This window comes from Roseibium sp. AWQ4_290 (assembly GCF_056160985.1).
On sequence record NZ_JBSWYG010000003.1, the window covers coordinates 38,602 to 64,427 of the forward strand.

Genomic DNA, 25,826 nt, shown 5'->3' on the forward strand with positions numbered 1-25,826 from the left:
GCCCTGTTGCCACCAGGTGGCGCAAGACAGGGACCCAACGCGGAGCAGTAACGAGATGGTTCAGCTGACGCTTCCCCGGAACTCCACGGTGACGGAAGGCAAGGTTTGGGACAAGCCGGAAGGGGCGGCCAACCTGCGTGAATACCGGATCTACCGCTGGAACCCGGATGACGGCCGCAACCCGCGGGTCGACACCTATTTCATCGATGCCGATGATTGCGGCCCCATGGTTCTGGACGGCCTGATCTATATCAAGAACAAGATCGATCCGACCCTGACCTTCCGCCGGTCCTGCCGGGAAGGCATCTGCGGGTCCTGTGCCATGAACATTGACGGCACCAATACCCTGGCCTGCACCAAGGGCATGGACGAGATCTCTGGCGATGTCGTCAAGATCTATCCCCTGCCGCATATGGCCGTGGTCAAGGATCTGGTGCCGGATCTGACCCGCTTCTACGCCCAGCACCGCTCCATCGAGCCCTGGCTGAAGACGGTTTCGCCCGCACCGGAAAAGGAATGGCTCCAGTCCCATGAGGACCGGGTCAAGCTGGACGGGCTTTATGAGTGTATCCTGTGTGCCTGCTGCTCGACCTCCTGCCCGAGCTACTGGTGGAATGGCGACCGCTATCTCGGCCCGGCCATTCTGCTGCAGGCCTACCGCTGGCTGATCGACAGCCGTGATGAGGCCACGGGTGAGCGGCTGGACAATCTGGAAGACCCGTTCCGGCTCTACCGCTGCCACACCATCATGAACTGCTCCCAGGCCTGCCCGAAAGGGCTGAACCCGGCCAAGGCGATTGCCGAGATCAAAAAGATGATGGTCGAACGGCGCGTATAACGCCTGTCGCCATGCCTTATTCGAAAGGCCGCCTCTCGGGGCGGCCTTTTTTGTGTCGGCGTCCAGTGACTTGCCTTCGAAAGCGTTCTGATGCACAGGCAACATCGATTGGCCTTCCCCGGGAAAGCAAGGGCTGGATCGGGGAGTGGGACGATCCGGAGACCGGACTGACCTATCTCAACGCCCGCTACTATGATCCCGTCCTGGCGCGCTTCATCTCGCCGGACTGGTACCACCCGAAGTCAAGTGGTGTTGGTACCAACCGGTATGCCTATGCCCTCAACAACCCCGGAGGCCGGATCGGTCCAGGGAGCCGGGGGTACTCCGGCGGCTGGTTTGGAGGCGGAAACCGAGGTGCCCGAACGGACCCACTCGACGGAACCGATTCCGGCACTGAGGATGTAAAAGACAAAGAAAGGAAGGTTCTATCTGCTGGTCGAGGGGCAAAACAAGAGCAAGAGCGAAGGGGAAAAATCCGTAGTGGCCCCGGAAAATGGATTCGCGATTGGATGGAGGATATGGTTGACGATATTGGTAATGGTGGAGGTAGCTGGTGATTAGAAAAATCATCGAAAAGTGCGTTAAGTCATTGAAAGCAAATTACATTTTTCGTAAGCTTGCGCAAGCTGAAGAGCTCCTTGATGAAGGCTTATATTCAGAAGCGCTCAACACGCTAGACACTTTCAATCCTGGAGCATTTTCGATTGACGTTAGTCTCATGAGAGCTGAAGCCTTAATTGGACTCAAGAGAAAAAAAGAGGCCCTTAAGGAACTACGTCATACAAATGCACAAATTGCGGACCTTCCAAATACAGGACAAAAGAAAAAATACTTTAACTTATATAATCTTTGCCTGATTCAGCAGGCTAGTGGCGAGAAAATACCTGGAAATACACTCGTTAATCAATATAATTTAATAAAATTTGAAATAATACCTAATAGAATTAGGAGGCAATTTCCAATAACGTTTAAAGATATCAATTAATACGTTTACTTAATTTTCTGAAAACTCAGTATTCAGTCGGCAGTTCGCCTTCGACGTGAGGGGTAAGTTAGGCTTTGATTGTGGAAAACTATGTCTCGTCTCTTCGGATTTTGAGGCAGTCCGTCCTCAAATGCTTGAGTTCATTTGTAGAAGTTGAGACTTGATCTGACAGGTACCGCCTTTGAGGCTGTGTTTGTCAGATCAGGTTCGGTCTATTTTCTTTTCGATCCAAACCTGTTTTCCATCGACCAGGGTTTCCATGGGCGTTCTGACCTGCCACTGAACTTTCATCCAGCTGCGACTTGAGCCCTATTGGTGTTTACGCCATTCGGCGCAGGTTGAGCAATCGCCCGTCGCGCGGAGCTTTCAGATCGCGTAGCGGGTCGGGCGATTGCGGCGGTCAGGGTCTGGGCGTATTCGGTGGGGGTCTGATAGTCCAACGCCGAGTGTGGGCGTTTGGTGTTGTAGTCGGCAATCCAGGCAGTGATCACGACCCGCGCATGAGCCAGGTTGCGGAACATGGTCTCGTTGAGCAGTTCGTCACGCATGCGACCGTTGAAACTCTCGACGACGCCATTCTGCATCGGTTTGCCCGGCGCGATGTAGTGCCACTCGATCCGGTGCTCCGAACACCACCGCAAGATGGCGTTCGAAGTCAGTTCCGTTCCAATGTCCGAGACAACCATTCCTGGCTTTCCGCTGCGTTCGATCAAGGCGGTGAGTTCACGCGCCACGCGCCGCCCTGAGATCGAGGTGTCCGGGATCGCAGCAAGGCATTCGCGGGTGACGTCGTCGACCACATTGAGCACCCGGAAACGTTGACCATTAGCCAACTGGTCATGAACGAAATCCAGTGACCAGCGTGCATTGGGTCGCGCCTCGACCAGAATTGGCGCCCGCGTCCCAACTGCCTTGCGTCGGGCCTTTCGCTTGCGCACGATCAGGCCTTCTTCCCGGTAGAGCCGATAGATCCGGTTGATGCCGGACGGCTCCCCTTCGCGCCGCAATAGAACGAACAGGCGCCGATAGCCAAAGCGCCGTCGTTCATTGGCCAGTTCGTGCAGGCGGCCACGCAGCGCCGTGTCTGGTGCACGCTGCGCCTCGTAGCGGACCATTTTACGATCCGCCCCGGCAATCCGGCACGCCCGCCGTTCCGAGAGCCCGAGCAGGGACCCCAGGTGCGCGACCGCCTCGCGCTTCACGGCAGGCGTCACCACTTTTTTGAAACCAGCTCCTTCATGGCAGCCAGATCCAGCATTTGCTCGGCCAGAAGCTTCTTCAGCTTCGCGTTCTCATCTTCGAGCGCCTTCAGCCGTTTGGCTCATGACACTGTCATACCGCCAAACTTGGCTTTCCAGTTGTAGAAGGTGCCTTCAGACATGCCGTGTTTGCGGCACAGATCCGCGCACTTTGCGCCCGCATCATGCTCGGCAAGGATGCCGATGATCTGCTCGTCCGTGAATCTTGTTCGCTTCATTGTCCGTCCTCAAATTGGGTCGGACTCTAATCGATAGTGGAGGAAAAGTCCCGTGGCAGGTCAAGGCCGTGACCAATGACACAGGTAAAGTAGTTACCGTTTACACAAAGTAGTAGGCGCAGAATGGATGAATTTGTAGCACGTCAAAAAAAATTGGCTTCGACTCAATTTGAGAGTTTCCGTCTAGGGAAAATGGGTCTCAATGCGCTCATAGTTCAGATTGAAGGCATCGCGCGTAGATTGGACGATGAGTTTTGGGCAGAAAACGTTTTCCCTATTGCGTTCAATTTGGAGCAAATAAATTCAAGTTTGATTGAAAATGGTCGGACGTTAACAACCTCTGAACGAGAGCAGGTTGAAGAAGCTGTCCGTGAAATCGAAGCGCTTTTCTTGAATTTTCAGAAATAGGCAAGGGAGTTCTGGGTGATCGAATCTTGTTGTTTCGCGAGACGCTATAGATTCGCATTTAATTAGGCTTATGCTTGCTCCGAGATTGGGGGGTAATCATCCCCAAAAACCAACGGGTTGAAAATTGGACTGCTCCAGCCTTTGATTAGCGTGGAGAACGATATGAAGAAATCACGATTTATACCAACCTCACTAGATAGAAACCCATCTGATGGCGCTGGTCCGGATTGGCCGTCAAGGCGCGTTGCGCAGGACGGCCTGGTTGGCCGTTCAAGCGGCGCAACGCAGTCCGGCGGGCCGGAGCAGGCCACCGAGGCCGTGTTTGAGGACTGTTCAGCTGCGTCCCAGGTTTTGAACGATAAACCATATCGCCCTGCAACCTGCTCCTTGACGAACAGTCCCCAAACACCGTCAGATCGGTTCCTATCTAGTGAGGTTGGTATGAGTCGAATGAGGCCTTAAATGCGGAAAGCTGATATACAACTGATGATAAACGTCATTCATAATGAGATTTCTTTGGATGAATTCCTTGAACGCTTTTCGATGGACGTACGAAACGACGAACATGCTATGTCAAAAATCCTAAAACTAGCCTCAATGGACAAAGACGCGGAGGCTTTGGAATATTCCCTAGGTATTGGCTTTAGATTTTTTGAATTCGACAGCAAATGCGTGCCGATTTTGAATAAATTACTTTCCGAAGATTGGCATATTTCTCATGAAGACATTACGGAGTTATTACAAGATTTTAGAGACCCTAGCAGCGTCGACGTGTTGTTCGATACAGCCCAAAGGAAATTTGAATATCTTGCGGGCGACGATGCATTTGCCCTTGCTGTAAAGTGTATTTGGGCTCTGGGTGATATTGATACTGAATCGTCTAGGCAAAAGCTAAAATTGCTGACGAAGTCAGAGAACGAAATAATCAAGAAAAACGCTCAATATCAAATCAAATTGCGATCATAGAAATTATCCAAGGCTTGGTTCGAGCTGACTTCAGTTGTATTCGTAACTCGTAGAGCGTTGATCGAGTCGGGTATCAATTTTTCTACTTAGACATACTCATGGTTTGAAATGTTAATTTTTTGAGCTAATGTAGAATTTAAGGGATATGGAGCCTCCGCAGGCAATAGACTAATTGCTTTATTATTTTTATTTAATTCAAGCAGCTCTTTGATTTTGCGTGCAAGTGCGGTTTGATCAACTATCCTCACTATCCAATCGTTGGTGTAACGTTTCACTGCGTCGCCAGAAAGTCCAACCTGGATGGTTCTGTACTCTAGTTTCTTCAAATGAATATCGCGTTCCGGATCCCATTGTATTCGTACTTGAGAATTGTTCTTTTGTTGACACCACTCTTCTTTAGTTAGCTCTAGCTCCCTCGAATGGCTACTGAGGCAACTGTTGGTCAAAGCCCATTGAAAGCCTTCATGCGTAATATCGATCGCCAAAATTCGTTTTTGATTTAGGTCTTTAGTTGCCCAATTGGATCTATACATCATCCACAAAAACGACGGCTTAATCCAAGTCATTCGCGTCATCTTAAATGGTGGAGATTCAAATTTCTGGTTTTCTATTGCTGACTCAGCAATCTCGTCCGAATAAGCTTGGTAGACACGAACAATTTTCTGGTCAAATGTGGCTCTGATCTGGCGTTTTGGTTTTGTGGTCATTGTTTTAAAATCACTCTGAAAAACATGTTGCATTCAATTTGTCCCGAAGATGTTTACTCGCACCTTATACCAACCTCAACAGATAGAAACCCATCTGATGGCGCTGGTCCGGATTGGCCGGCAAGGCGCGTTGCGCAGGATGGCCTGGTTGGCCGTTCAAGCGGCGCAACGCAGTCCGGCGGGCCGGAGCAGGCCACCGAGGCCGTGTTTGAGGACTGTTCAGCTGCGTCCCAGGTTTTGAACGATAAACCATATCGCCCTGCAACCGGCTCCTTGCCGAACAGTCCCCAAACACGGTCAGATCGGTTCCTATCTATTGAGGTTGGTATGAGTCGAATGAGGCCTTAAATGCGGAAAGCTGATCAACAACTGATTATAAAACTCGATCAGAATGAGATTTCTTTGGATGAATTCCTTGAACGCTTTTCGATGGACGTACGAAACGACGAACATGCTATGTCAAAAATCCTAAAACTAGCATCAATGGACAAAGACGACGAGGTTTTGGAATATTCCCTAGGTATTGGCTTTAGATTTTTTGGATTCGACAGCAAATGCGTACCGATTTTGAATAGATTACTTTCCGAAGATTGGCACATTTCTCATGAAGATATTGCCTCGTTATTACAAGATTTTAGAGACCCTAGCAGCGTCGACGTGTTGTTCGATACTGCCCAAAGGAAATTTGAATATCTTGCGGGCGACGATGCATTTGCCCTTGCTGTAAAGTGTATCTGGGCCCTGGGTGATATTGATACTGAATCGTCGAGGCAAAAGCTAAAATTGCTGACGAAGTCAGAGAACGAAATAATCAAGAAAAACGCTCAATATCAAATCAACTTGCGATCATAGAAATTATCCAAGGCTTGGTTCGAGCTGACATCAGTCGTATTCGTAACTCGTGGAGTTTTAGCGCCCCACCTTCGGGGCTGTGTTTCCAATTCCCGCATTTCGTGATCAAGGTCACTGGACTTAAAAGCTGTTTCCGGCAGGGTCCCTTCGTCGTTTCGTGGGTTTTGCAACCGCGCTTGCGGGCTTTTTGAGCAGGCCGCCGGCGTGCCCTTTAAGGAATTTGGACGTGAATTTTCAGATCAATATCGGAGACTGGAAGACCAAACCCGCAGCGCTGACGCGGCTGAAATCCGTTAGCGGCAGCGACTATGCGAAACTCAGGCAGTGCCGCTGGAAACTGATCAAGCTGGCGCGCGAAAGACCGGTCTGCAATGCCTATTTCCGCTCCCTGCCGAAGGGGCGGAGCCTGACCAGCCTTCTGGGCGATTCAAGTATCTGGGTCAGCCTTGTGGAGCCTTGCCCGTTCAACTACGGCGAATCCTGGGAGGCGCATAACGCCATCGGCGTGACGGCGCTGGCCCTTGTCAGCAGCCGGCAGCAGTTGCTTGCCACGCTCGTTCACGAATTCGCCCATATCAACGGTGCCGATGGTGCGGGCCACTGGGCGGAATTCGCAGCGCTTGCCTGCGGCTTTGGCAGCTGGAAGGAATTCCTGACCGGCGATGACGATCCGGACACGCCCTACGATCCGACGATCAACGGGTAGGAAGGGCCGGGGCTCCCTGGTTCCGGATCTCCGCATTGCGCCGTCCGGAAGGACCGCCGGAGAAGCTTCTCCGGGGCGCAACGCTTTAAAAGCGCATGCATGGGACCCGGAAGGACAGCTTTTCACAAAAGGTCTCAATGTTTGAGCCCATGCCCTTCGCACAGTCTTGCCTGAAAGACCCGCGGGAGGCCTGATCTCATCCCTTTGCCCGGCAGACCAGCAAGGAACTGTTGCACCAGCCACGGAGGCCCGGCAAGGAGCCGAAGGTGCGGCTGAGGCCGATTTCAAGGGGCTTTAACGGTCCCCACTCGAATGTTTTGCCGCGCAGATGGTGAAACAGCTTCCCGTGCCGGTTGGTCTCCTCGTACCAGGGGCTGAGCATGGGCAGATAGGGCAGGCAGGAGAGATAGCCGATGCCATGTACGGCTTCGATGGTCACCGCCCGGCCGATAATGTCCGACCATTCACCCAGGGTCATGCGCACCTGGTGTTCGGGATAGTGGAGATGTTTCAGCTTGAGCCGGTCGAGCCGGTAGAGCTGCGGGACCACGGCCAGGATCAGGCCGCCGGGGGCCACGACCTCCGCGCATTGGCGCATGACCGATTCAATGGCAGCGGCCTTGCCGGGCAGGTGTTCCAGAACATCCAGCAGGGCAATGACATCTGGCTGCCAGGGCAGCTCGTCCCGGTGTTCTGAGAGCCGGGTGGCATCCAGAACAACATCCGGCTGGAACGCGGCTTCATAGTCGGCGCCGCAATAGTCGAAGTCCAACCCCGTGTCGGCCAGATATTCCTTCGAAATGGAGGTGGAGCAGCCGATGTCGAGAATGCGCGGGCGGCGCCCGATATCCCTGGACCAGTTGCGGATCTGCCGGGACACAATGTCGAATTTGACCGTTCCGTAAAGGTTGCGCTGCGCATTGGCGAGCTTCTTGACCAGATATTCGGAATGAACCGTGACGCTTTCGGACGCCTCCATCAGATCCTGTCCCTCTGCTCGATCCACAATTGTGTGCACGTTGCTTCTCCTTCTGAGGCCAGCCGGTGAATGCCTGGCTCGTAGCTGTAGGTGGTCAGATCCGCCATCAGGACAATCAGCTCCCCGAGGATGAGTTCGACAATCTCGTCGGCAACGCTGCCTGAGCCTGGAATGAAATTCGCGGGATAGCCGTCATTGACCAGACAGATCTGCCGGTCCCGGTCCGCCTGTGGGTCGGGAAAGTGAAAGGCGCGGATGGAGGGGTGAATGTCGCAGGCCGGCGCTGTTTCCAGATAGTCGACATCGATTTCAATCCGCCGCGAGCTGGCGCTTGCAACCATGCAGCCATTGCGCAGCCGGGCCAGAATGTCTTCGGTGACGGACAGGCGCCCGGCCGCGCCCACCACCAGATCCGATTTCCCGAGCAGAGCTCCGGGCGACAGGCTGGCGTCAAACCCGGACAGGCGCGCCTCGGCCACTTTCAGGGGGTCAATGTCAACCAGTGACGTTGTGACATCCAGCCGCCTCAGGGCCTTGGCCACACCGAAACCGATCCAGCCAGCACCGAAAACGGTTGCGTGGCGCCCGGCCAGCGAGTTGCCAAGGTCGCGCATCAGGCCGTCGAGACAGCGGGCAATGGTCTCGCCGCAGCGGGCGGCTTCCAGGCGTTTCAGTTCGCTGTCCGCGCAGTGCATGACCGGGATCTTCAGATCCAGCTGCGCCGCACGCCAGATCCCCTGTTTGGTGATTTCAACGACACCTTCCACAAGATGGAGCTGGTTTTGAAAGCGCTCATGCAGGAGCTCGACAACATATCCGCCGACCTCCTGGATCACGAGTTTCTGTCCTGAGTCGCGGCAGGCATTCAGGCTTTTCTGGAGAGCCTCGGCCAGCACGGTACGGAAATCGGTTTCCGTTTTCGGACACTGAACCCTGTCGCCATACCGGGCCTGCCATTTCAGCCGTGTCGCGTCGCTGCCCGAAGAGTAGGGCACGCCCACGATGGCATCGAAATCCATGATCCCGTCCAGGGCATCGATCATGCGCATGGTGTCGTCAAACAGATGCGCGACCAGCAGGAACCTGTGGCTGTCGCTCAAGACAAGGTCCAGGCGCTCAACCAGCGCCGGTAAATAATCCGCACGGCGCGCATAGGAAGGAAAGGTCTGAACAGACACTTCGGGAAATGTATTCATTGATATAAATTCCGATGGGCCAGTCACTTTGACACTGGCAGAGGGTCAAGAACAAGTCCCGGTTCATCAAAAGCGCCAAGAAAAATAATGCGGCCACTGCGACTGGAGATTCGACTGCATAATTTCTGCAAGAACATTGCTGAAAACTCAGGCAAAGGGGATCAAATGTCTCCGTTTTGCACATGCAAGTTGCCGGAGTTGAACGAGCTCCGGTGTTCTGCCGGGGGGTTCCGGCAAGGGATGTGCGCATGACTGACGATACGGGCCGCAAGAGCAAGGCCGAGACTGTTTCTTCCTCCAGCTTTTCCTCAAGGTCGCAGTCACCCAGCGTGATGGAGTGGATGGCTTCACCCGCAGTGAAATTTGTCCTGATCGGGCTTTTGACCCTCGGGCTGCTGATCCCGAGTGTGTTTGTCTGGGGTCTGGTAGAAGAACGCGCGGACCGGGCCAAGAAGGTTGCCCGGGACATTGCCAGATCCTGGGGCGCGTCCCAGACGGTCAACGGGCCCTATCTGGTGGTTCCTTACACGGAGACCTTTGTCACCACGAACACAGAGGGCGTTTCAAGCGAACGCAGTTCCAAACACTACGCGGTCTTCTTTCCCAAGGCTCTTGACATTCATGCCGAGGTCACAGCCGAAGAGCGGCGAAAGTCCATCTACTCCTTGCCCGTCTACCGCAGTGTTGTGCGCCTGAACGGCCGGTTCGCGAAGCCCGAGGACGCTTTGATCGTGCCGGAACACCTGGACGGTAAAGTTGTGTTTGATCCTGCTGACGCTTTCCTGATAACCGGCATTGGCGACATCAGGGCGCTCAAGAGCGACGTGACACTGGTTCTGAATGGATCGCAGAAAGTCGCCTTCGAGCCGGGCCTTGCCGCGCTGAGAGGCAATGTGTCCCGTCACCGTTCTGACGGTCGGATAAGCTCCGGGATCAGTGTACCGGTTTCCGTCAGGGAGTGGCGCAAGGGGTTCGCTTTTGAGATCTCTTTGGAATTGAACGGGTCCAGTAGCCTTTCTCTCGCCCCGTCCGGTCAGACGACCAAAGTAAAGCTGACTTCCAACTGGCCGCATCCCGGTTTCACAGGGGCCTTTTTGCCGGACCAAAGATCCATTTCCAACACGGGATTTGAGGCCACCTGGACCATTCCCTATCTTGCCCGGGGCATTGCGAACGTGGTGCAAACGGACCAGCTGCCATTGCAGGATAAGCAGCTGGGCGTGAAATTCGTGGAGCCGGTCAATTTCTACCAGACGATTGCCCGGTCGCTGAAATATGCCGTGGGCTTCATCAGTCTGACCTTTCTGGCCGTGTTTGTTCTGGAGCTGCGCTCCGGCTGGCGGCTCCACTGGATCCAATACGCTCTGGTCGGCTTTTCCCTGATCGTTTTCTACGTGATGCTGCTCGCGTTTGCCGAGCATATCGGCTACGGCCCCGCCTATTTGATTGCAGCGGGTGCCGCAACGGTTCTGAATGCCGTCTATGTGGGGACATCCTTGAGGAGCCGGATGGCGGGCGTGATCCTGTTTGCTGTCCTGGCCAGCACGTTCGGTATCCTCTTTGCCTTGATGCGGGAACAGGACTACGCGCTTCTCATCGGCTCGGTGGTCGGATTTGCCGCCCTGGCTGTGACCATGTTCGTGACCCAGAAGATCGACTGGACCGGAGCCGGTCAGTCCCTGCCAGGGCCGGGCAGCCGAACCGGTTAGACCACCTTGCCCCGCTTGTCCGGGCTCGGCATAAGAGCCCGGACAAGCGGGGCAAGGTCCCCGTCCAGAATTCCTGCAGAAACGGCCAGGGCTTCCAGCTGGCAGGGCTGTGGGCCCACGGCCTGGAGGAAGAACACCGGCTTGCCATGGGCGTGGGCGCAGGCGGCTTCCATCAGAGCATTGGCGCCGACATAGCCGGGAATGCCGTGTTTTGCATAATTGGCAATCAGAACCGCATCGGCTGTGCGGATGGTCTCGAAATAGCCGCTCAGAAAGGGGCGTTTGAGGGCGACGGCCGCTTCAAGAGGCAGCTTGTTCCAATCATGACTCTCCTCTTCCTTGACCGGTGTTGTCGCGAGAAGTCCCAGATCGCGCAGGGTTGCGGCCAGAGCTTCCATCTCCTTGAGCACTGACATGGACCCGCACAGGACTACATGCGGGGAGGGTCTTGGTTGTTTGGGGGCTGTCACGGGGATCTCACGCTGTTGTGTGGGGCGGGCAGGGCGAGTTGAGTTGTCTCTTTGCGCGGCTGCGATAGGTCTATAGCAGGTCCGGCATGTCTGTTAGACCGGTTAGGCGTCCGCCGATTGCGAAAATACCAAAGCAAGGACGTGGCCGTGTCACGGTGACAGCTGGAAACAGGGGAAACCACCGGTCTGGAGAGACGCCCATGCTACGCCTGCCCGCCCTTTTTGTTGCTGCTGTCCTTGCAAGTGCGGCGCCGATCAAAGCTGCTCATGCGGAAACGGCCGTTTTTGCCGGCGGGTGTTTCTGGTGTGTGGAGGCCGACCTTGAAAAAATCCCGGGCGTCCGGGATGTGGTCTCCGGCTATGCCGGAGGCACCACACAAAGCCCCACCTACAAGTCTTATGAAAGCGGCGGGCACCGGGAAGTGGTCAGGGTCGATTTTGATGAAAGCCGGATCAGCTATCAGGACCTGGTGCGCATTTTCCTGCGCACGGTGGATGTGACCGATGCGGGCGGGCAATTTTGCGACCGGGGGTTCAGCTATTCCACCGCGATCTATCCGTTGAATGCGAACCAGACGAAGGCGGCGAAAGCGGAAGTGGCCAGGGCGGACAAGGATCTCGGCGGCAAGGTGGTCACGCCAGTTGAAAACGCAGCTGTGTTCTGGCCTGCCGAAGACTATCACCAAGGATATTATAAAAGCAGCGCGCGCACCTTAACCCGCTTTGGCTATGTGACCCGGGCAAAGGCCTATAAGGGCTACCGCAAGGCGTGCGGCCGGGACGCCAGGGTCAAGGCGGTCTGGGGTGCGCAAGCCTATCAGGGCCTGCCCAGGGCTGGGTCCTGATGCAATAAAAAAAGCGGCCACATGGGCCGCCTTTTCGTATGCGCAGACTTATCGCCAGATGCTCTAAACCCCGGCTTCGAAAGCCTCGACCAGATCGATAAAAGTCTCGCCGTATTTTTCCAGCTTGGACTGGCCGACGCCGGAGACGGCCAGAAGCGCGTCAGCGGTCACCGGGCGCGCAGAGGCAATGCCGGCAAGGGTCGCATCGGGAAAGACCACGTAAGGCGGCACGTTCTGGTCCCGGGCGATCTGGGTTCTGAGCCGGCGCAGGCGCTGGAACAGGAGCTTATCTTCCTCGTCCAGCTCGTCGGCAACGGACCCGGCCCTGGAGGACCGGGTCTGTTTCAGCCCGGCCGCGTTGCGGTCCTTGCGCAGGGCAATGGAGTCATCTCCGCGCAGCACCGGCCGGGCCTTTTCCGTTAACACAAGCGCGCCGAACTGGGCATGATCCACATCCAGAAATCCGGCGGCCACAAGCTGGCGGGCAATGGATTGCCAGGTCTTCTGGCTCTGGTCCTGGCCAATACCGAAGACCGAAAGGCCGTCATGGCCAAACCGGGCCACCTTTTCGTTGGTCTTGCCAAGCAGTACATCTACCACATGGCCGGTGCCGAAGCGCTGACCGGTTCTGTAGACTGCGGACATGAATTTCTGCGCTGCTTCCGTACCGTCCCAGGTTTCCACAGGGGACAGGCAGGTGTCGCAATTGCCGCAAGGCTGCGGATAGGTCTCGCCAAAATGGGCCAGGAGGGCCTGGCGGCGGCATCCGGCAGTCTCGCAAATGCCGAGCAGGGCGTTCAGCTTGGCATTTTCCGCGCGCTTGATCTCGTCCGGCGCATCGCTTTCGGCAATCATGCGCCGCCGCTGCACCAGATCGGCCATGCCATAGGCCATGAACGCTTCCGACGGCGCCCCGTCGCGCCCGGCACGCCCGGTCTCCTGATAATAAGCCTCCACGGAGGAGGGCAGGTCCAGATGGGCCACATAGCGCACATCGGGCTTGTCGATCCCCATGCCGAAGGCGACCGTGGCCACAAGGCACAGGCCCTCTTCCAGAAGAAACGCATCCTGGTTGGCGGCCCGTTGCTCGGCCGGAAGACCCGCATGATAGGGCAGGGCCCGGATACCCTTGGCGCTCAGCCATTCGGCGATGTCTTCAACCTTTGCCCGCGACAGGCAATAGACGATGCCGCTTTCACCCTTGTGCTTGGTCAGGAAGTCCAGCAGCTGCTGGCGCTGGTTCGTGCGCTCGACAATTTCGTAGCGGATGTTGGGCCGGTCGAAACTGGTTGCAAAAACGGTCGCCTCTTCCAGCTGCAGGCGGCTCAAGATGTCCTTTTGCGTGTGCGGGTCCGCCGTTGCGGTGAGGGCAACCCTTGGCACGCCTGGATAGCGCTCGGCGAGACAGGACAGGGACATGTATTCGGGCCGGAAATCATGGCCCCACTGGCTGACACAATGGGCTTCATCAATTGCAAACAGAGCAATCTGCAGCGTGTCGAGAAATTTGCGGAAGCTCTCATTGGCGAGCCGTTCCGGTGTGACATAAAGCAGATCAATCTCACCGGCGCGCAGCTGGGTGCGCAAATCGGCCTGCGCCTCCTGGGACAGGGTGGAGTTGAGAGCCGCAGCCCGGACCCCTGCGGCCGACAGCGCACCGACCTGGTCCTTCATGAGCGCGATGAGCGGCGAGACCACAATGCCGACCCCAAGCCGGCACAGTGCCGGGATCTGATAGCACAGCGACTTGCCAGCCCCGGTCGGAAACAGCACCACCGCGTCACCGCCCTCAATCAGCGTGTCGATCACTTCCTGCTGTTTGCCGCGGAAGGCACTGTAACCGAAAACGGTCTGCAGAACGGCAAGGGGCCTGGGTTCCGGACGGACTGACGGAGCTTCAGATGCCGGAGCGTCTGAAGGCGGAGCTGAAATGGGGGCATCCGCAGCGAGCGCGGGTGAGACTGACATGTGGCGGCTGTTTCCCTAAAACTACCGCACAATGTCTTATTCGCCCGCCAAGGGCAAACTGCCCTGTGGATGATTTTGACACGGCAAAGTCAAAGCCTGGATGGGGGCAGCGGAGGGGTCAGAACTCGGCGTCTGGATCTTCAGCAAGCGTTTCGGCGCAGTGCACCCGCATCTGTTCGGTCAGCTCTCCAAGATCTCCAGACAGGCGCTCCGGACGGATCGGTTTGCCGAAATGAACGTTGAACCGGGCTTCTTTTTTGTTGAGCAACTCGTTGAATACGGTCATGTCGCGCAATTCGGTGGACACCCGCGCGAGAAAATAGAAAAGGCCGGAGTTCCGGCCGCCCATATGCATGGGGATGATTGGGGCCTTGTTTTTGCGCGCCAGGGCCAGGGCCGACGTCATCCAGGGCCGTTCGGTCAGCTTGCCCTGGTGCCAGTAGGCCAGGCGCCCGGAGGGAAACAGCACGACGACCCGCTCCTGGGTGAAGGCCGAGTTGGCCAGCTTGATCGTTTCCTTGGATTTTTCGCGGCTTTTGAAATCGGCGCGCCATTCGACGGGAATGATCATCTCCGCAAGACGTGGATTGATGCGGATCGCATCCCGGTTGGCAAAGATCGCCAGATCCGTGCGCCGGGACTTGATTGCGTCATAAAGCACAATGCCGTCGGCAATTCCGGTGGGGTGATTTGAGACCAGCACCACCGGCCCGTCCTTGGGAACGCGCTCCAGGCCGAGCGTTGTAACGTTCAGGGTCAGAAGCTTGCTCAGATGGGCAAACACATCGACCGCGTCCATGTGGGAAATCGTATCGGCCATGTCCACGGCGGAGCCGTAGCGCAGGATCTTGTAGGCAAACGGCTTGATCAGTGGCCACCAGGGGCTGGCCATGACCAGTTTGCCCCGTTCGGCAATCAGAACATCGACAATATGCTGATCTGCAAGCTGTCGCTGCAATGCGGCTTGTCGGTTCGCCGGCAAAGTGTTTGTCGTCTGGTTTGTGGTCCGCACACTTCACCTCTGCCCATGGGGAACCCGTACTACACACTTGCATCGTTAACGAAATCGGCCGCGCGGTGCAAATGCTTGCTCAATAATTTTGCACTTCCCGAAGAGGGGTCAGGTCCAAAGAGAACTCGTAAAAAGTGCCATGAGTGTGATGAAGGAGGCTGCCCAGGCCACGGAGCGCGGTGTTGCTCTGTCTGCCCAATAGCAAAACACGTATATCAGCCGCAGGAGAATGAAGAGCACGGCCAGCCGGTCGACCCAGTCGAGCGAGGCCCCCTGGCTCATGGCGACAAAAACCGAGATAGCGAAAAATGGGAAGGCTTCGAAGCCATTGGCCTGGGCGGCCTGGGCCCGGGCCCGGAAGCCCTCGCGCCAATAGTCCGGATCGCGCGGTCTGGCATTGTCGTATTCCTTGCTCAGCTTGGCCGGAAACACGGACAGGATGGGCAGGATGGCGGCGGCGAGGATACACCAGAAGGCAATGGGCATGGTCAGATCCTTTTATGCGAGGTCTTGTTCACACATAAGACACTCTGTCCGCGAATGTCGGAAAAACCCGGCCGCCGGAACAAAGTGGTGCCGGCTGCATGCCGCGTGTGCGGCGGAAACACGGCAATCTTGGAAAGTGGGGATAAGCGGTAAGTGTCACAAAATTTTCCTGTGCTGCCGTTAAGCGGAAGCCGCTGGCGCCGCAGGAGGCTGCGCTTATGGATTCGAGGACAGCCCGTGACAAAGACAACCCTTCTCTTTCTGTGCCCGGACAATGCCTTGCTGGGACCTTTGGCCGAGGCTTATCTGAATGCGAAGGGCCGGGGCCTGATGCGCGCGTTCTCCGCAGGAACCGCGCCGGCAGACGGTTTGAACCGCCATGTGAAACGGCTGTTGTCGGCTCAGGGCATCGAATCGCACGGCCTGGCCCCCAAGCCGGTGGACGTGTTCCTGATGCCGCATGCCATTGTCCCGGACCGGGTTGTCTATCTGAGCAACATGGCTCCCGTACCGCTGCCCGCACATTGGAAAGCCACTACATCGAGCCATTGGTGGCAGATGGATCCGGTCGCCTCCGGGATGGCGGGCTTTGGCGCGTGTCTTGGCGCATTTGAGCGAATCCGCTCGGCCATTGATGATCTGATCGAACCGGAAAATGCGGTGGGGCGGGGGGTCCTGTGGAATGTCGCCTAGCGCCCCCACAGGAACAGAATTATGCACTATTTTGGATTTTCGCCGCATTCTGGGCTAAGAGAGGCGAACAGAAAGGGTCGAGGATAAGGAACTGATTCGTCATGACGCTTACGGGAAAACTGGTTTTGGTAATGGGCTTGGCCATTCTGGCGGCCGGATGCCAGAGGACCTCCGGTGGCCCGAACTATGCCGCGCCCCTGCCGGCAACCCCGACGACGCCCGTCGGTACAGGCGCTCTTGGCCCGCTTGACCCTAACGGCGCACCGCCGGTCGGAACGACCCTTGGCGGTAGCACGGACCTTGCCAGCAATCCGGTGGCAGCGCCCGCCAACGCGCAGCAGGTGGGCCGGACAGATCTTCTGGGGGGCTGGAAACTGGCCTCTTCCGGGGACAATTGCATGGCGTTCATGACACTGACGACCTGGGAAGGCGGTTACCGCGCTAATACCAGAGGTTGTGTTACCCCCGCCCTGTCCGGGATCTCCGCATGGGACCTCAATGGCAATCAGGTGATTTTGAAAGACGGATCCGGCGTGATTGCCGCCCAACTTTATTCCAGCGAGCCCGGAAAATTTAACGGCCAAACCTCGGCAGGGGCTCCCATTTCCCTTTACCGTTAATAACCCTAGGTATTTTTTCTGGACACTGCTCGTTATAAGTGTATAATTGCATGGCAATCGGAAAGGCTGTGCAATGTCAAAATACGAACCCCTACGTGAACACCTGGCCCGTCTTGAAGATGTTGTTTGGGCCGCGAAGCTCGATGAGGTCGAAAACATCCTGGGAACAAACCTGCCCAAAAGTGCGCGGGAACACAGGACCTGGTGGGCCAATTCTGGCGGAAGTCTCGTTCATCAAAATGCCTGGCTGGATGCTGGCTGGCGTGTCGAGCGCACTGATTTGATGCGTGATGTAATCGTTTTTAGACGCTTGAGGATTGGCGGAACGGTTGCCGTTGCCAAATCCTCAAATGGCGAGAAAACACTCAAGACCCCCAAGCGGGCGGCAGAAAAACGACTGGTGAAGGAAATGGCGGCCCTGCGCCAGCCGGCAACCGTGACCCTGCGCTCTGAGTGGACAACGCTCGGCAGCCTGCAGGAGACCCCCTGTTCAAATGGATCGATCCCGAAGCAGGGCGGTGTGGTGCGCTTTGCCGCCATGGATGGCGATGACGTGATCACCACGATTGTGGCGAGCCCGTCGATCCAGAAGGCCTATCGCGCCTTACGGCTCAAGATGAACGGACATGATTCTGAAGACGGTTATCAGACCGGAGTCGAGATCGTGGAAAAGTCCGGCTTTGACCTGAGTGCCCCGATCGAATGCGACACGGTGAAAGGTGGCAATGCCTGGCTGCTCACCGATGGCCGTGGCCGCAAGGCCGACCTGGACGATCCCAAAGAATGTCATCTGGTCGCCCAGCTTCTCTATCTGCAGGAACTGCAGGCCGGACGGAAGTCTGTCCTGATCCTGAAATAAGTATCTCCTCAAGCACAGTCCCCTCCCTGTGCGCTTGCCCGTGTCCGGTTGACCGGATGCGGGCAATTTTTTGCGGCAGCCGGCACCCGCCGGTTCATAGTCCTTAAGGACCCGGCCGGGCCGTGACGGGTTTTGCCTGCACCTTCAATCGGTTGAAATGTGACTTCTTGAGATTCTGGAACGCCTCCGGCGCAGATCGTGACTTGCATCTGCGACGTTTTGACCTTATTCCGCCGGGCGAGAACTTGTCAGAAGACACGGCAGCGGCGGCCGGTGTTCCAGCGCCCGTCCAGTCCGGACTGTTGACGACACCTCCTGGAGGGAGCAGCACCCTTGAAGATGGAACTGCCGGTCAGCCGCGCACTCAGCGCCCGCTACGATGCCCTGATCGCGTCTGGCCAGATCAGTGAAGACCCTGTCCAGCGGGAAGCCGTCCGGCGCCTGGATCTTCTCAATACCCGCCTTGCCGAAACCCGGCTTGCTTCAAAGAAAAGTTCGCTCGGCTGGCTGTTTGCCAAAAAGAAGAATCAGCTCTGGGCGGCGGTGCAGGGGCTCTATATGTGGGGCGGTGTCGGGCGCGGCAAGACGATGCTGATGGACCTTTTCTATGAGGTCACGGTCATTCGCCGCAAACGCCGGGTGCACTTTCATGAATTCATGAGCGATGTGCATGAGCGCATTCATGCGCACCGCCAGGCGCACAAGCGCGGAGAGGTGAAGGGAGATGATCCGATTCCGCCGGTCGCCAGCAAGCTGGCCGAGGAAACCCGGCTGCTCCTTTTTGACGAATTCGCCGTGACCGACATCGCTGATGCGATGATCCTGGGTCGTCTCTTCACCCAGCTCTTTGAGCGCGGTGTGATTGTGGTGGCAACCTCAAATGTCGAGCCGGTCAATCTCTATAGGGATGGCTTGAACCGGCAATTGTTCCTTCCCTTCATCGGCATGCTCCAGTCCAAGGTGGAAGTGCTGCATCTCGACTCGCCCACGGATTACCGGCTGGAAAAGTTGGCTGGCGCCCCGGTCTATGTCACTCCGCTTGGCGGGCAAGCCGACACTGAGATGAACCGGATCTGGGACCGGCTCACCCATGGCATGAAACCCCATGCGGATGAACTGGAAAACAAGGGCCGCAAGATCCCGGTGCCCCAGGTGGCCTCCGGCGCCGCCCGGTTCTCCTTTGAGGATCTGTGCGCCAAACCGCTGGGCGCGTCCGACTATCTGCGCATTGCGAGCGCCTATAGCACGGTCTTCCTGGATAACGTGCCCGTCATGTCAAAGGCGCGGCGCAATGAGGCCAAACGCTTCATCACGCTGATCGATGCGCTTTACGACAACGGCATCAAACTTGTGATCTCGGCCGCGGCCGAGCCGCCGGATCTCTATGTCGCTGAAAGCGGTACGGAAGCTTTTGAATTTGACCGGACGAGTTCGCGGCTGATCGAAATGCGGTCGGAGGCATATCTCGCGGGAGAGAAAAAGGATATACACGCCTAGGTCTGCATTCCCTATACAGGAAGTATGCAGGCGGGAAGAAATGAAAAAATTCGCCGCCTTGCTCGCAATATTCTTTTGGCGAGGTTGCGCGGGGGCGGCAAAGGGAGTAGTGCCATCCGCAGTCATCAGCGGATGGCATCAAGTTCCATCTTACGTAAAGGGAAACTTTCGATATGGCGCGGAACAAAATTGCCTTGATCGGCTCAGGTCAGATCGGTGGCACGCTCGCTCATCTGGCAGGTTTGAAGGAACTGGGGGACGTCGTTCTCTTCGACATTGCGGAAGGTGTTCCGCAGGGCAAGGCCCTGGACCTTGCCGAGTCTTCCCCGGTGGATGGATTCGACGCCAAGCTGGCCGGTGCCAACAGCTACGAAGCCATTGAAGGCTCCGACGTTGTCATCGTGACCGCCGGGGTTCCGCGCAAGCCCGGAATGAGCCGCGACGATCTTCTGGAAATCAACCTGAAGGTCATGGAACAGGTCGGTTCCGGCATCGCCAAACACGCTCCGAACGCCTTTGTCATCTGCATCACCAACCCGCTCGACGCGATGGTCTGGGCCCTGCAGAAATTCTCCGGTCTGCCGAAGAACAAGGTTGTCGGTATGGCCGGGGTGCTCGACAGCGCCCGCTTCCGCTATTTCCTGGCCGAAGAATTCAACGTCTCCGTTGAAGATGTCACGGCCTTTGTTCTGGGCGGCCATGGCGACACGATGGTGCCGCTGACCCGCTACTCCACCGTAGCCGGGATCCCGCTCACCGATCTGGTCAAGATGGGCTGGCTCACGGCCGAGCGCCTTGAGGAGATCGTTCAACGCACCCGCGATGGCGGCGCTGAAATCGTCGGCCTTCTGAAAACCGGCTCCGCGTTCTACGCCCCGGCCTCCTCCGCCATCGCCATGGCCGAGAGTTATCTGAAGGACAAGAAGCGCGTTCTGCCGGCTGCTGCCGCTCTCGATGGCCAGTATGGCCTGAAGGACACCTATGTGGGCGTTCCGGTTGTCATCGGCGCTGACGGGGTTGAGCGCATCATCGAGATCGACCTGCAGGGCGACGAAAAAGCCAATTTCGACAAGTCTGTCGGCGCCGTCGACGGCCTGGTGGAAGCTTGTAAGAAAATTCAGCCGGCACTGGCCTAAGCGCTGGCTGTCTCGGACTAGAAACGGCCGGTGCTTCATCCATGAAGGGCCGGTCCTCCGACAACGGGGAAACACATGAACATTCATGAATATCAGGCCAAGGCGGTCCTCAAGGAGTTTGGTGCTCCGGTCGCCGAAGGTGTGGCGATTTTTTCCGCTGATGAAGCGGAAGCGGCAGCCAAGAAGTTGCCCGGACCGCTCTGGGTCGTCAAATCCCAGATCCACGCCGGCGGGCGCGGCAAGGGCAAGTTCAAGGAACTTTCCGAAGATGCCAAGGGCGGTGTCCGCCTGGCCTTCTCGCTGGAAGAAGTGACGGCCCACGCCAAGGAAATGCTCGGCAACACCCTGGTCACCAAGCAGACCGGTGACTCAGGCAAGGTTGTCAACCGTCTCTATATCGAAGATGGTGCTGATATCGAGCGTGAGCTCTATCTCTCCATTCTGGTGGACCGCAGCGTCGGCCGTCCGGCCTTCGTCGTCTCTACCGAAGGCGGCATGGACATTGAAGCCGTTGCCGAAGAGACCCCGGAAAAGATCATCACCTTGCCGATTGACCCGGACACCGGTGTCACCGAAGCCGATGCTGCCAAGCTGTGCGAGGCCCTGGAGCTGACCGGTGCGGCTGCTGAAGACGGCAAGACGCTGTTCCCGATCCTGCACAAGGCATTTGTCGAAAAAGACATGGCCTTGCTGGAAGTCAACCCGCTCATCGTTATGAAGGACGGTCACCTGCGCGTTCTGGACGCCAAGGTCTCCTTCGACGGCAATGCGCTGTTCCGCCATGACGACATCATGGCCCTGCGCGATGAAACGGAAGAGGACGCCAAGGAAATCGAAGCGTCCAAATACGACCTCGCCTATGTTGCCCTTGATGGCGATATTGGCTGCATGGTGAATGGCGCGGGCCTGGCCATGGCCACCATGGACATCATCAAGCTCTATGGCGCGGAGCCGGCCAATTTCCTTGATGTGGGTGGTGGTGCCTCCAAGGAGAAGGTGACGGCCGCCTTCAAGATCATCACGTCCGATCCGAACGTGAAGGGCATCCTGGTCAACATTTTCGGTGGCATCATGCGTTGCGACGTGATCGCGGAGGGCGTTGTTGCAGCCGTCAAGGATGTCGGGTTGCAGGTTCCGCTCGTTGTGCGCCTGGAAGGCACCAATGTTGAGCTTGGCAAAAAGATCATCAACGAAAGCGGTCTGAACGTGATCGCCGCTGACGATCTCGACGACGCTGCCCAGAAAATCGTGAAAGCCGTGAAGGGGGACGCGTAATGTCCATCCTCGTCAATAAAGACACAAAAATCATCGTTCAGGGCCTGACCGGCAAGACCGGTACGTTCCATACGGAACAGGCGCTTGAATATTACGGCACCAGGATGGTGGCCGGGGTGCACCCGAAAAAGGGCGGCGAATCCTGGTCCTCCGGTCTGGAAAGCGCCGCCGAGCTGCCGATCTTCGCCTCTGTCGGCGAAGCCAAGGAAGCCACCGGGGCCGATGCGTCCGTGATCTACGTTCCGCCGGCAGGCGCAGGCGCTGCCATTATCGAGGCGATTGAGGCGGAAGTTCCGTTCATCGTCTGCATTACCGAAGGCATTCCGGTGGCCGACATGGTCAAGGTGAAGGCCAAGCTGGAGAAATCCAACTCCCGCCTGCTCGGCCCGAACTGCCCGGGCATTCTGACCCCGGAAGAGTGCAAGATCGGCATCATGCCGGGCTCCATCTTCAAGAAGGGCTCGGTCGGTGTGGTCTCCCGCTCCGGCACGCTGACCTATGAGGCGGTCTTCCAGACCTCCAATGCCGGCCTCGGCCAGACAACGGCTGTCGGCATCGGCGGTGACCCCGTCAAGGGAACGGAATTCATCGACGTGCTGGAAATGTTCCTGGCTGATGATGAGACCCAGTCCATCATCATGATCGGGGAAATCGGTGGCTCTGCGGAAGAAGAAGCGGCCCAGTTCCTCAAGGACGAGGCCAAGAAGGGCCGCAGCAAGCCGATGGCAGGCTTCATTGCGGGCCGCACGGCACCTCCGGGCCGCACCATGGGCCATGCCGGTGCCGTGATTTCCGGCGGCAAGGGCGGCGCTGAAGACAAGATCGCGGCCATGGAAGAAGCGGGCATCAAGGTGTCACCGTCTCCGGCTAAACTCGGCGAGACGCTTCTGGAAGTCTTGAAGGGCTAAGGGCAGAGGATTATGTGCCTTTTGCGACGGAAACTGTTTACGTTTCCTATTGCATGATGACAGGATGGGTTGCGGCGCCCCGGGTGCCGTAACCATTTTCGCGGGGCCGGAGATTTTACCGGCCATTGTAGGGAACCGGCCGCGGGTCTTTTGCCGACCCGCCAAAACGAAAAGGGCGGAGCAGCCCTCCGCTAAAGGACATGGCACGGCAGGAAGCGAACAACGTATTCGCACTGACGTCGTTGCTTTACGGCGCCAACGCAGCCTATATCGAAGATCTCTACGCGCAGTACAAGACCGATCCGAATTCGGTCGATGCCGACTGGCGGGATTTCTTTGCAGCCTTTCAGGACGAGAAAGACGCGGTTCTGAAGGAAGCCCGCGGGGCTCCTTGGAAACGCGCGGATTGGCCGATCGAAGCCAATGGCGATCTCGTCAACGCCTTTGACGGCAACTGGGGCCCGATCGAGCAGAAGCTCGGCGACAAGCTGAAAAAGAAGGCCGAAGCCAAAGGCGCGCCGATGTCCGACGCCGAGGTCCATCAGGCTACCCGGGATTCGGTCCGGGCGCTGATGATGATCCGCGCCTACCGCATGCGCGGCCATCTGCATGCGGATCTTGATCCTCTCGGACTGGCCGGCAAGGGCGATCACGAGGAACTGCACCCCTCGTCCTACGGCTTTACGGAAGCTGACTGGGACCGCAGGATCTTCATCGACCATGTTCTGGGTCTGGAATATGCCACCATCCGGGAGATGCTGGATATTCTGAAACGGACCTACTGCTCGACGCTTGGCGTCGAGTTCATGCATATTTCCGACCCGGCGGCAAAGGCCTGGATTCAGGAACGCATCGAAGGTCCGGACAAGCAGGTTGCCTTTACCTCAGAAGGCAAGAAGGCAATCATGAACAAGCTGATCGAGGCCGAAGGCTTCGAGAAGTTTCTTGACGTCAAATACACCGGAACCAAACGTTTCGGCCTGGATGGCGGGGAAGCGCTGATCCCGGCTCTGGAACAGATCATCAAGCGCGGCGGCCAGATGGGCCTGAAAGAGATTGTGTTCGGCATGGCTCACCGGGGCCGCCTGAACGTTCTGTCTCAGGTTATGGGCAAGCCGCACCGGGCCATCTTCCACGAATTCAAGGGCGGCTCCTATGCGCCCGACGAGGTGGAAGGCTCTGGCGATGTGAAATACCACCTGGGCGCGTCCGCTGACCGCACCTTTGACGGCAACAATGTTCACCTGTCCCTGACGGCCAACCCCTCCCACCTGGAAATCGTCAATCCGGTGGTGCTGGGCAAGGCACGCGCAAAGCAGGATCAGCTGGCAGCCGCACAGGACGGGTCGTTCATTGATACGACCGAGATCGACCGGGGTACGGTTCTGCCGCTGCTGCTGCATGGCGATGCGGCCTTTGCGGGCCAGGGGGTGGTTGCCGAGTGTTTTGGCCTGTCCGCGCTGCGCGGCCACCGCACCGGCGGCTCGGTCCATGTGATCATCAACAACCAGATCGGCTTCACCACCAATCCGCGCTTCTCCCGCTCCTCGCCCTATCCGTCTGATATGGCCAAGGTGATCGAGGCGCCGATTTTCCATGTGAATGCGGACGACCCGGAAGCGGTTGTCTTCGCGGCCAAGATCGCCATCGAATACCGCCAGACCTTCCATCGTCCGGTGGTGATCGACATGATCTGCTATCGCCGCTTCGGCCACAATGAAGGCGATGAGCCGGCGTTCACGCAGCCGATCATGTACCGCAAGATCCGCAAGCACGCGACGACGCTGCAGCGCTACTCGGAGCGCCTGATCAAGGAAGGCGTGCTCGGCCAGGAAGACGTTGACCAGATGAAGGCCGACTGGCGCAAGCACCTGGATGGCGAATTCGAGGCGGGCCAGGCATTCAAGCCGAACAAGGCCGACTGGCTGGACGGCAAATGGGCCGGGATGAAACGCGCCGATGACGAGGAAGATCCGCGCCGGGGCGAAACCGGTCTGCCGATCGACGAGTTGAAGAATCTCGGCCGGGCACTGACCCATGTGCCGGACGGCTTCAACATCCACCGCACAATTGCGCGCTTCATGAACCACCGGGAGCGCATGATCGAGACGGGCGAGGGCATCGACTGGGCCACCGCCGAGGCGATGGCCTTCGGCTCGCTGCTGAAAGAAGGCCATCCGGTGCGCCTGTCCGGCCAGGACTGCGAGCGCGGCACCTTCTCCCAGCGCCATTCCGTGCTCTATGATCAGGAAGACGAAAGCCGCTATATTCCGCTCAACCATGTGGGCGAAGGGCAGCAGCGCTATGAAGTCATCAACTCCATGCTGTCGGAAGAGGCCGTGCTTGGCTTCGAATACGGCTATTCGCTGGCAGAGCCGCGCGCGCTGACCTTGTGGGAAGCCCAGTTCGGGGATTTCGCCAACGGCGCCCAGGTCCTGTTTGACCAGTTCATCTCCTCCGGGGAGCGCAAATGGCTGCGCATGTCCGGCTTGGTCTGCCTGCTGCCCCATGGCTATGAAGGTCAGGGGCCCGAACACTCGTCTGCCCGTCTGGAGCGTTATCTGCAGCTGTGTGCGGAAGACAATATGCAGGTGGCGAACTGTTCGACCCCGTCCAACTACTTCCACATCCTGCGCCGCCAGCTGCGCCGAGACATCCGCAAGCCGCTGATCCTGATGACGCCGAAATCGCTTCTGCGTCACAAGAAAGCGGTGTCCAAGCTCGACGAACTGGGGCCGGACACAACGTTCCACCGGCTGTTGTGGGATGATTGGGGGCCGAACCTCAATTCCGAAGGCAAACTGGTGGCGGACGACAAGATCCGCCGGGTCGTGATGTGTTCGGGCAAGGTCTATTACGACCTTCTCGAAGAGCGTGAAAAACGCGGCATCAACGATGTCTACCTGCTGCGTGTGGAACAGCTTTATCCGTTCCCGAAAAAGGCTTTGATGCTGGAACTGGCCCGCTTCCCGCAGGCCGAGATGGTCTGGTGTCAGGAAGAGCCGAAGAACATGGGCAGCTGGTTCTTCGTTGAATCCTATATTGAATGGGTCCTGGAGCAGATCGATGCCAAACACAAGCGCCCGCGTTATGCCGGCCGCTCCGCAATGGCGTCCACCGCAACGGGATTGATGTCCGTACATCTGGCTCAGTTGCAGGCATTCCTAGAAGAAGCTCTGGGGAACTGAGCACATCTTTCTGGAGGGCCTTCGGGCCCTCTTTCAAAAATTGGCC

24 protein-coding genes and 1 pseudogene are annotated in these 25,826 nt (G+C 57.4%); 17 read left to right on the forward strand and 8 right to left on the reverse strand.

Annotation, left to right across the window (positions count from 1 at the left end):
- Window positions 1–55: 55 nt before the first annotated feature.
- The 3 genes from ACXAH0_RS03900 to ACXAH0_RS03910 are packed head-to-tail and all read left to right on the forward strand — an operon-like array spanning window position 56 to window position 1,823.
- On the forward strand, window positions 56–838 hold the full coding sequence (locus ACXAH0_RS03900) for a succinate dehydrogenase iron-sulfur subunit (RefSeq protein ID WP_475189261.1): 783 nt from the start codon (window positions 56–58) through the stop codon (window positions 836–838).
- An 11-nt stretch (window positions 839–849) separates the two neighbouring features.
- A complete protein-coding gene (locus tag ACXAH0_RS03905; RefSeq protein ID WP_475189262.1) occupies window positions 850–1,395 on the forward strand; it encodes an RHS repeat-associated core domain-containing protein in 546 nt (181 codons plus the stop codon).
- A complete protein-coding gene (locus tag ACXAH0_RS03910) occupies window positions 1,392–1,823 on the forward strand; it encodes a hypothetical protein (RefSeq protein ID WP_475189265.1) in 432 nt (143 codons plus the stop codon). Before ACXAH0_RS03905 ends, ACXAH0_RS03910 begins: the two co-directional genes overlap by 4 nt.
- A 287-nt stretch (window positions 1,824–2,110) precedes the next feature.
- Here ACXAH0_RS03910 and ACXAH0_RS03915 read toward each other — a convergent pair.
- Window positions 2,111–3,300: pseudogene (locus tag ACXAH0_RS03915) on the reverse strand (IS3 family transposase).
- Between the two features lie 123 nt (window positions 3,301–3,423).
- Here ACXAH0_RS03915 and ACXAH0_RS03920 point away from each other — a divergent pair.
- Together ACXAH0_RS03920 and ACXAH0_RS03925 are read left to right on the forward strand one after the other, a co-directional pair.
- Window positions 3,424–3,708 (forward strand): hypothetical protein, encoded by a 285-nt coding sequence (locus tag ACXAH0_RS03920; protein ID WP_475189267.1) that lies wholly within the window; start codon window positions 3,424–3,426, stop codon window positions 3,706–3,708.
- Between the two features lie 462 nt (window positions 3,709–4,170).
- On the forward strand, window positions 4,171–4,674 hold the full coding sequence (locus ACXAH0_RS03925) for a hypothetical protein (protein ID WP_475189270.1): 504 nt from the start codon (window positions 4,171–4,173) through the stop codon (window positions 4,672–4,674).
- A gap of 86 nt (window positions 4,675–4,760) precedes the next feature.
- Here the strand turns inward: ACXAH0_RS03925 and ACXAH0_RS03930 are convergent, their stop codons facing one another.
- The gene (locus ACXAH0_RS03930) at window positions 4,761–5,414 is read right to left on the reverse strand and encodes a DUF4291 domain-containing protein (RefSeq protein ID WP_475189271.1); all 654 of its coding nucleotides are present in this window, start codon (window positions 5,412–5,414) and stop codon (window positions 4,761–4,763) included.
- Between the two features lie 315 nt (window positions 5,415–5,729).
- On the opposite strand from ACXAH0_RS03930, the gene ACXAH0_RS03935 reads away from it, so the two are divergent.
- Complete coding sequence (locus tag ACXAH0_RS03935) at window positions 5,730–6,233, forward strand: hypothetical protein (RefSeq protein WP_475189274.1); 504 nt, start codon at window positions 5,730–5,732, stop codon at window positions 6,231–6,233.
- A gap of 226 nt (window positions 6,234–6,459) precedes the next feature.
- On the forward strand, window positions 6,460–6,939 hold the full coding sequence (locus ACXAH0_RS03940; RefSeq protein ID WP_475174218.1) for a hypothetical protein: 480 nt from the start codon (window positions 6,460–6,462) through the stop codon (window positions 6,937–6,939).
- Window positions 6,940–7,135: 196 nt separating this feature from the next.
- Here ACXAH0_RS03940 and ACXAH0_RS03945 read toward each other — a convergent pair whose 3' ends face one another.
- Both ACXAH0_RS03945 and ACXAH0_RS03950 read right to left on the reverse strand, forming a co-directional pair.
- Window positions 7,136–7,957 carry a class I SAM-dependent methyltransferase gene (locus ACXAH0_RS03945; protein WP_475189275.1) on the reverse strand — a complete coding sequence of 274 codons (822 nt, stop codon included), beginning with the start codon at window positions 7,955–7,957 and terminating at the stop codon, window positions 7,136–7,138.
- Window positions 7,918–9,114, reverse strand: a complete 1,197-nt coding sequence (locus ACXAH0_RS03950; RefSeq protein ID WP_475189277.1) for a Rossmann-fold NAD(P)-binding domain-containing protein — start codon at window positions 9,112–9,114, stop codon at window positions 7,918–7,920. The genes ACXAH0_RS03945 and ACXAH0_RS03950 overlap by 40 nt, the downstream gene beginning before the upstream one ends.
- A 248-nt stretch (window positions 9,115–9,362) precedes the next feature.
- Between ACXAH0_RS03950 and creD the strand changes: the two genes are divergently transcribed.
- Entirely contained in the window at window positions 9,363–10,823 is a 1,461-nt protein-coding gene (gene creD / locus ACXAH0_RS03955) for a cell envelope integrity protein CreD (protein ID WP_475174211.1), read from the forward strand.
- Here creD and ACXAH0_RS03960 read toward each other — a convergent pair.
- The gene (locus ACXAH0_RS03960) at window positions 10,820–11,239 is read right to left on the reverse strand and encodes a hypothetical protein (RefSeq protein ID WP_475189279.1); all 420 of its coding nucleotides are present in this window, start codon (window positions 11,237–11,239) and stop codon (window positions 10,820–10,822) included. The two genes, creD and ACXAH0_RS03960, sit on opposite strands and share 4 nt — an antisense overlap.
- Before the next feature lie 254 nt (window positions 11,240–11,493).
- On the opposite strand from ACXAH0_RS03960, the gene msrA reads away from it, so the two are divergent.
- Window positions 11,494–12,138, forward strand: coding sequence for a peptide-methionine (S)-S-oxide reductase MsrA (gene msrA / locus ACXAH0_RS03965; RefSeq protein ID WP_475174208.1), 645 nt, complete (start codon window positions 11,494–11,496; stop codon window positions 12,136–12,138).
- A 63-nt stretch (window positions 12,139–12,201) separates the two neighbouring features.
- Here the strand turns inward: msrA and recQ are convergent, their stop codons facing one another.
- The 3 genes from recQ to ACXAH0_RS03980 all read right to left on the reverse strand — a co-directional run bounded on the left by recQ (window position 12,202) and on the right by ACXAH0_RS03980 (window position 15,604).
- Window positions 12,202–14,106 carry a DNA helicase RecQ gene (gene recQ, locus ACXAH0_RS03970; RefSeq protein ID WP_475189280.1) on the reverse strand — a complete coding sequence of 635 codons (1,905 nt, stop codon included), beginning with the start codon at window positions 14,104–14,106 and terminating at the stop codon, window positions 12,202–12,204.
- Window positions 14,107–14,224: 118 nt separating this feature from the next.
- Window positions 14,225–15,118 (reverse strand): GNAT family N-acetyltransferase, encoded by an 894-nt coding sequence (locus ACXAH0_RS03975; RefSeq protein WP_475174203.1) that lies wholly within the window; start codon window positions 15,116–15,118, stop codon window positions 14,225–14,227.
- A 108-nt stretch (window positions 15,119–15,226) separates the two neighbouring features.
- Window positions 15,227–15,604, reverse strand: coding sequence for an MAPEG family protein (locus ACXAH0_RS03980; RefSeq protein ID WP_475189283.1), 378 nt, complete (start codon window positions 15,602–15,604; stop codon window positions 15,227–15,229).
- 237 nt (window positions 15,605–15,841) lie between these two features.
- Between ACXAH0_RS03980 and ACXAH0_RS03985 the strand changes: the two genes are divergently transcribed.
- The 8 genes from ACXAH0_RS03985 to ACXAH0_RS04020 all read left to right on the forward strand — a co-directional run bounded on the left by ACXAH0_RS03985 (window position 15,842) and on the right by ACXAH0_RS04020 (window position 25,780).
- Window positions 15,842–16,297, forward strand: coding sequence for an arsenate-mycothiol transferase ArsC (locus ACXAH0_RS03985; protein WP_475189284.1), 456 nt, complete (start codon window positions 15,842–15,844; stop codon window positions 16,295–16,297).
- Window positions 16,298–16,398: 101 nt separating this feature from the next.
- The gene (locus ACXAH0_RS03990) at window positions 16,399–16,917 is read left to right on the forward strand and encodes a protease inhibitor Inh/omp19 family protein (protein WP_475189286.1); all 519 of its coding nucleotides are present in this window, start codon (window positions 16,399–16,401) and stop codon (window positions 16,915–16,917) included.
- A gap of 73 nt (window positions 16,918–16,990) precedes the next feature.
- Window positions 16,991–17,776 (forward strand): DUF7662 domain-containing protein, encoded by a 786-nt coding sequence (locus tag ACXAH0_RS03995; RefSeq protein WP_475174196.1) that lies wholly within the window; start codon window positions 16,991–16,993, stop codon window positions 17,774–17,776.
- A 339-nt stretch (window positions 17,777–18,115) separates the two neighbouring features.
- A complete protein-coding gene (gene zapE, locus ACXAH0_RS04000; RefSeq protein WP_475189513.1) occupies window positions 18,116–19,273 on the forward strand; it encodes a cell division protein ZapE in 1,158 nt (385 codons plus the stop codon).
- Window positions 19,274–19,446: 173 nt separating this feature from the next.
- Entirely contained in the window at window positions 19,447–20,409 is a 963-nt protein-coding gene (gene mdh / locus ACXAH0_RS04005) for a malate dehydrogenase (protein WP_475174193.1), read from the forward strand.
- A gap of 75 nt (window positions 20,410–20,484) precedes the next feature.
- A complete protein-coding gene (sucC, locus tag ACXAH0_RS04010) occupies window positions 20,485–21,684 on the forward strand; it encodes an ADP-forming succinate--CoA ligase subunit beta (protein WP_475174191.1) in 1,200 nt (399 codons plus the stop codon).
- A complete protein-coding gene (sucD, locus tag ACXAH0_RS04015; RefSeq protein ID WP_475174190.1) occupies window positions 21,684–22,592 on the forward strand; it encodes a succinate--CoA ligase subunit alpha in 909 nt (302 codons plus the stop codon). The genes sucC and sucD overlap by 1 nt, the downstream gene beginning before the upstream one ends.
- Before the next feature lie 200 nt (window positions 22,593–22,792).
- A complete protein-coding gene (locus ACXAH0_RS04020; RefSeq protein ID WP_475174187.1) occupies window positions 22,793–25,780 on the forward strand; it encodes a 2-oxoglutarate dehydrogenase E1 component in 2,988 nt (995 codons plus the stop codon).
- Window positions 25,781–25,826 lie beyond the last annotated feature (46 nt).

Excerpts from the sequence above, each read along its gene's own strand:
- ACXAH0_RS03900 (WP_475189261.1), top strand. The coding sequence starts at position 56 with ATGGTTCAGCTGACGCTTCCCCGGAACTCCACGGTGACGGAAGGCAAG.
- ACXAH0_RS03905 (WP_475189262.1), top strand. The coding sequence starts at position 850 with ATGCCTTATTCGAAAGGCCGCCTCTCGGGGCGGCCTTTTTTGTGTCGG.
- ACXAH0_RS03920 (WP_475189267.1), top strand. The coding sequence starts at position 3,424 with ATGGATGAATTTGTAGCACGTCAAAAAAAATTGGCTTCGACTCAATTT.
- ACXAH0_RS03925 (WP_475189270.1), top strand. The coding sequence starts at position 4,171 with ATGCGGAAAGCTGATATACAACTGATGATAAACGTCATTCATAATGAG.
- ACXAH0_RS03930 (WP_475189271.1), bottom strand. The coding sequence starts at position 5,414 with ATGCAACATGTTTTTCAGAGTGATTTTAAAACAATGACCACAAAACCA.
- ACXAH0_RS03935 (WP_475189274.1), top strand. The coding sequence starts at position 5,730 with ATGCGGAAAGCTGATCAACAACTGATTATAAAACTCGATCAGAATGAG.
- ACXAH0_RS03950 (WP_475189277.1), bottom strand. The coding sequence starts at position 9,114 with ATGAATACATTTCCCGAAGTGTCTGTTCAGACCTTTCCTTCCTATGCG.
- creD (WP_475174211.1), top strand. The coding sequence starts at position 9,363 with ATGACTGACGATACGGGCCGCAAGAGCAAGGCCGAGACTGTTTCTTCC.
- ACXAH0_RS03960 (WP_475189279.1), bottom strand. The coding sequence starts at position 11,239 with ATGTCAGTGCTCAAGGAGATGGAAGCTCTGGCCGCAACCCTGCGCGAT.
- msrA (WP_475174208.1), top strand. The coding sequence starts at position 11,494 with ATGCTACGCCTGCCCGCCCTTTTTGTTGCTGCTGTCCTTGCAAGTGCG.
- recQ (WP_475189280.1), bottom strand. The coding sequence starts at position 14,106 with ATGTCAGTCTCACCCGCGCTCGCTGCGGATGCCCCCATTTCAGCTCCG.
- ACXAH0_RS03980 (WP_475189283.1), bottom strand. The coding sequence starts at position 15,604 with ATGCCCATTGCCTTCTGGTGTATCCTCGCCGCCGCCATCCTGCCCATC.
- ACXAH0_RS03990 (WP_475189286.1), top strand. The coding sequence starts at position 16,399 with ATGACGCTTACGGGAAAACTGGTTTTGGTAATGGGCTTGGCCATTCTG.
- ACXAH0_RS03995 (WP_475174196.1), top strand. The coding sequence starts at position 16,991 with ATGTCAAAATACGAACCCCTACGTGAACACCTGGCCCGTCTTGAAGAT.
- zapE (WP_475189513.1), top strand. The coding sequence starts at position 18,116 with ATGGAACTGCCGGTCAGCCGCGCACTCAGCGCCCGCTACGATGCCCTG.
- mdh (WP_475174193.1), top strand. The coding sequence starts at position 19,447 with ATGGCGCGGAACAAAATTGCCTTGATCGGCTCAGGTCAGATCGGTGGC.
- sucC (WP_475174191.1), top strand. The coding sequence starts at position 20,485 with ATGAACATTCATGAATATCAGGCCAAGGCGGTCCTCAAGGAGTTTGGT.
- sucD (WP_475174190.1), top strand. The coding sequence starts at position 21,684 with ATGTCCATCCTCGTCAATAAAGACACAAAAATCATCGTTCAGGGCCTG.
- ACXAH0_RS04020 (WP_475174187.1), top strand. The coding sequence starts at position 22,793 with ATGGCACGGCAGGAAGCGAACAACGTATTCGCACTGACGTCGTTGCTT.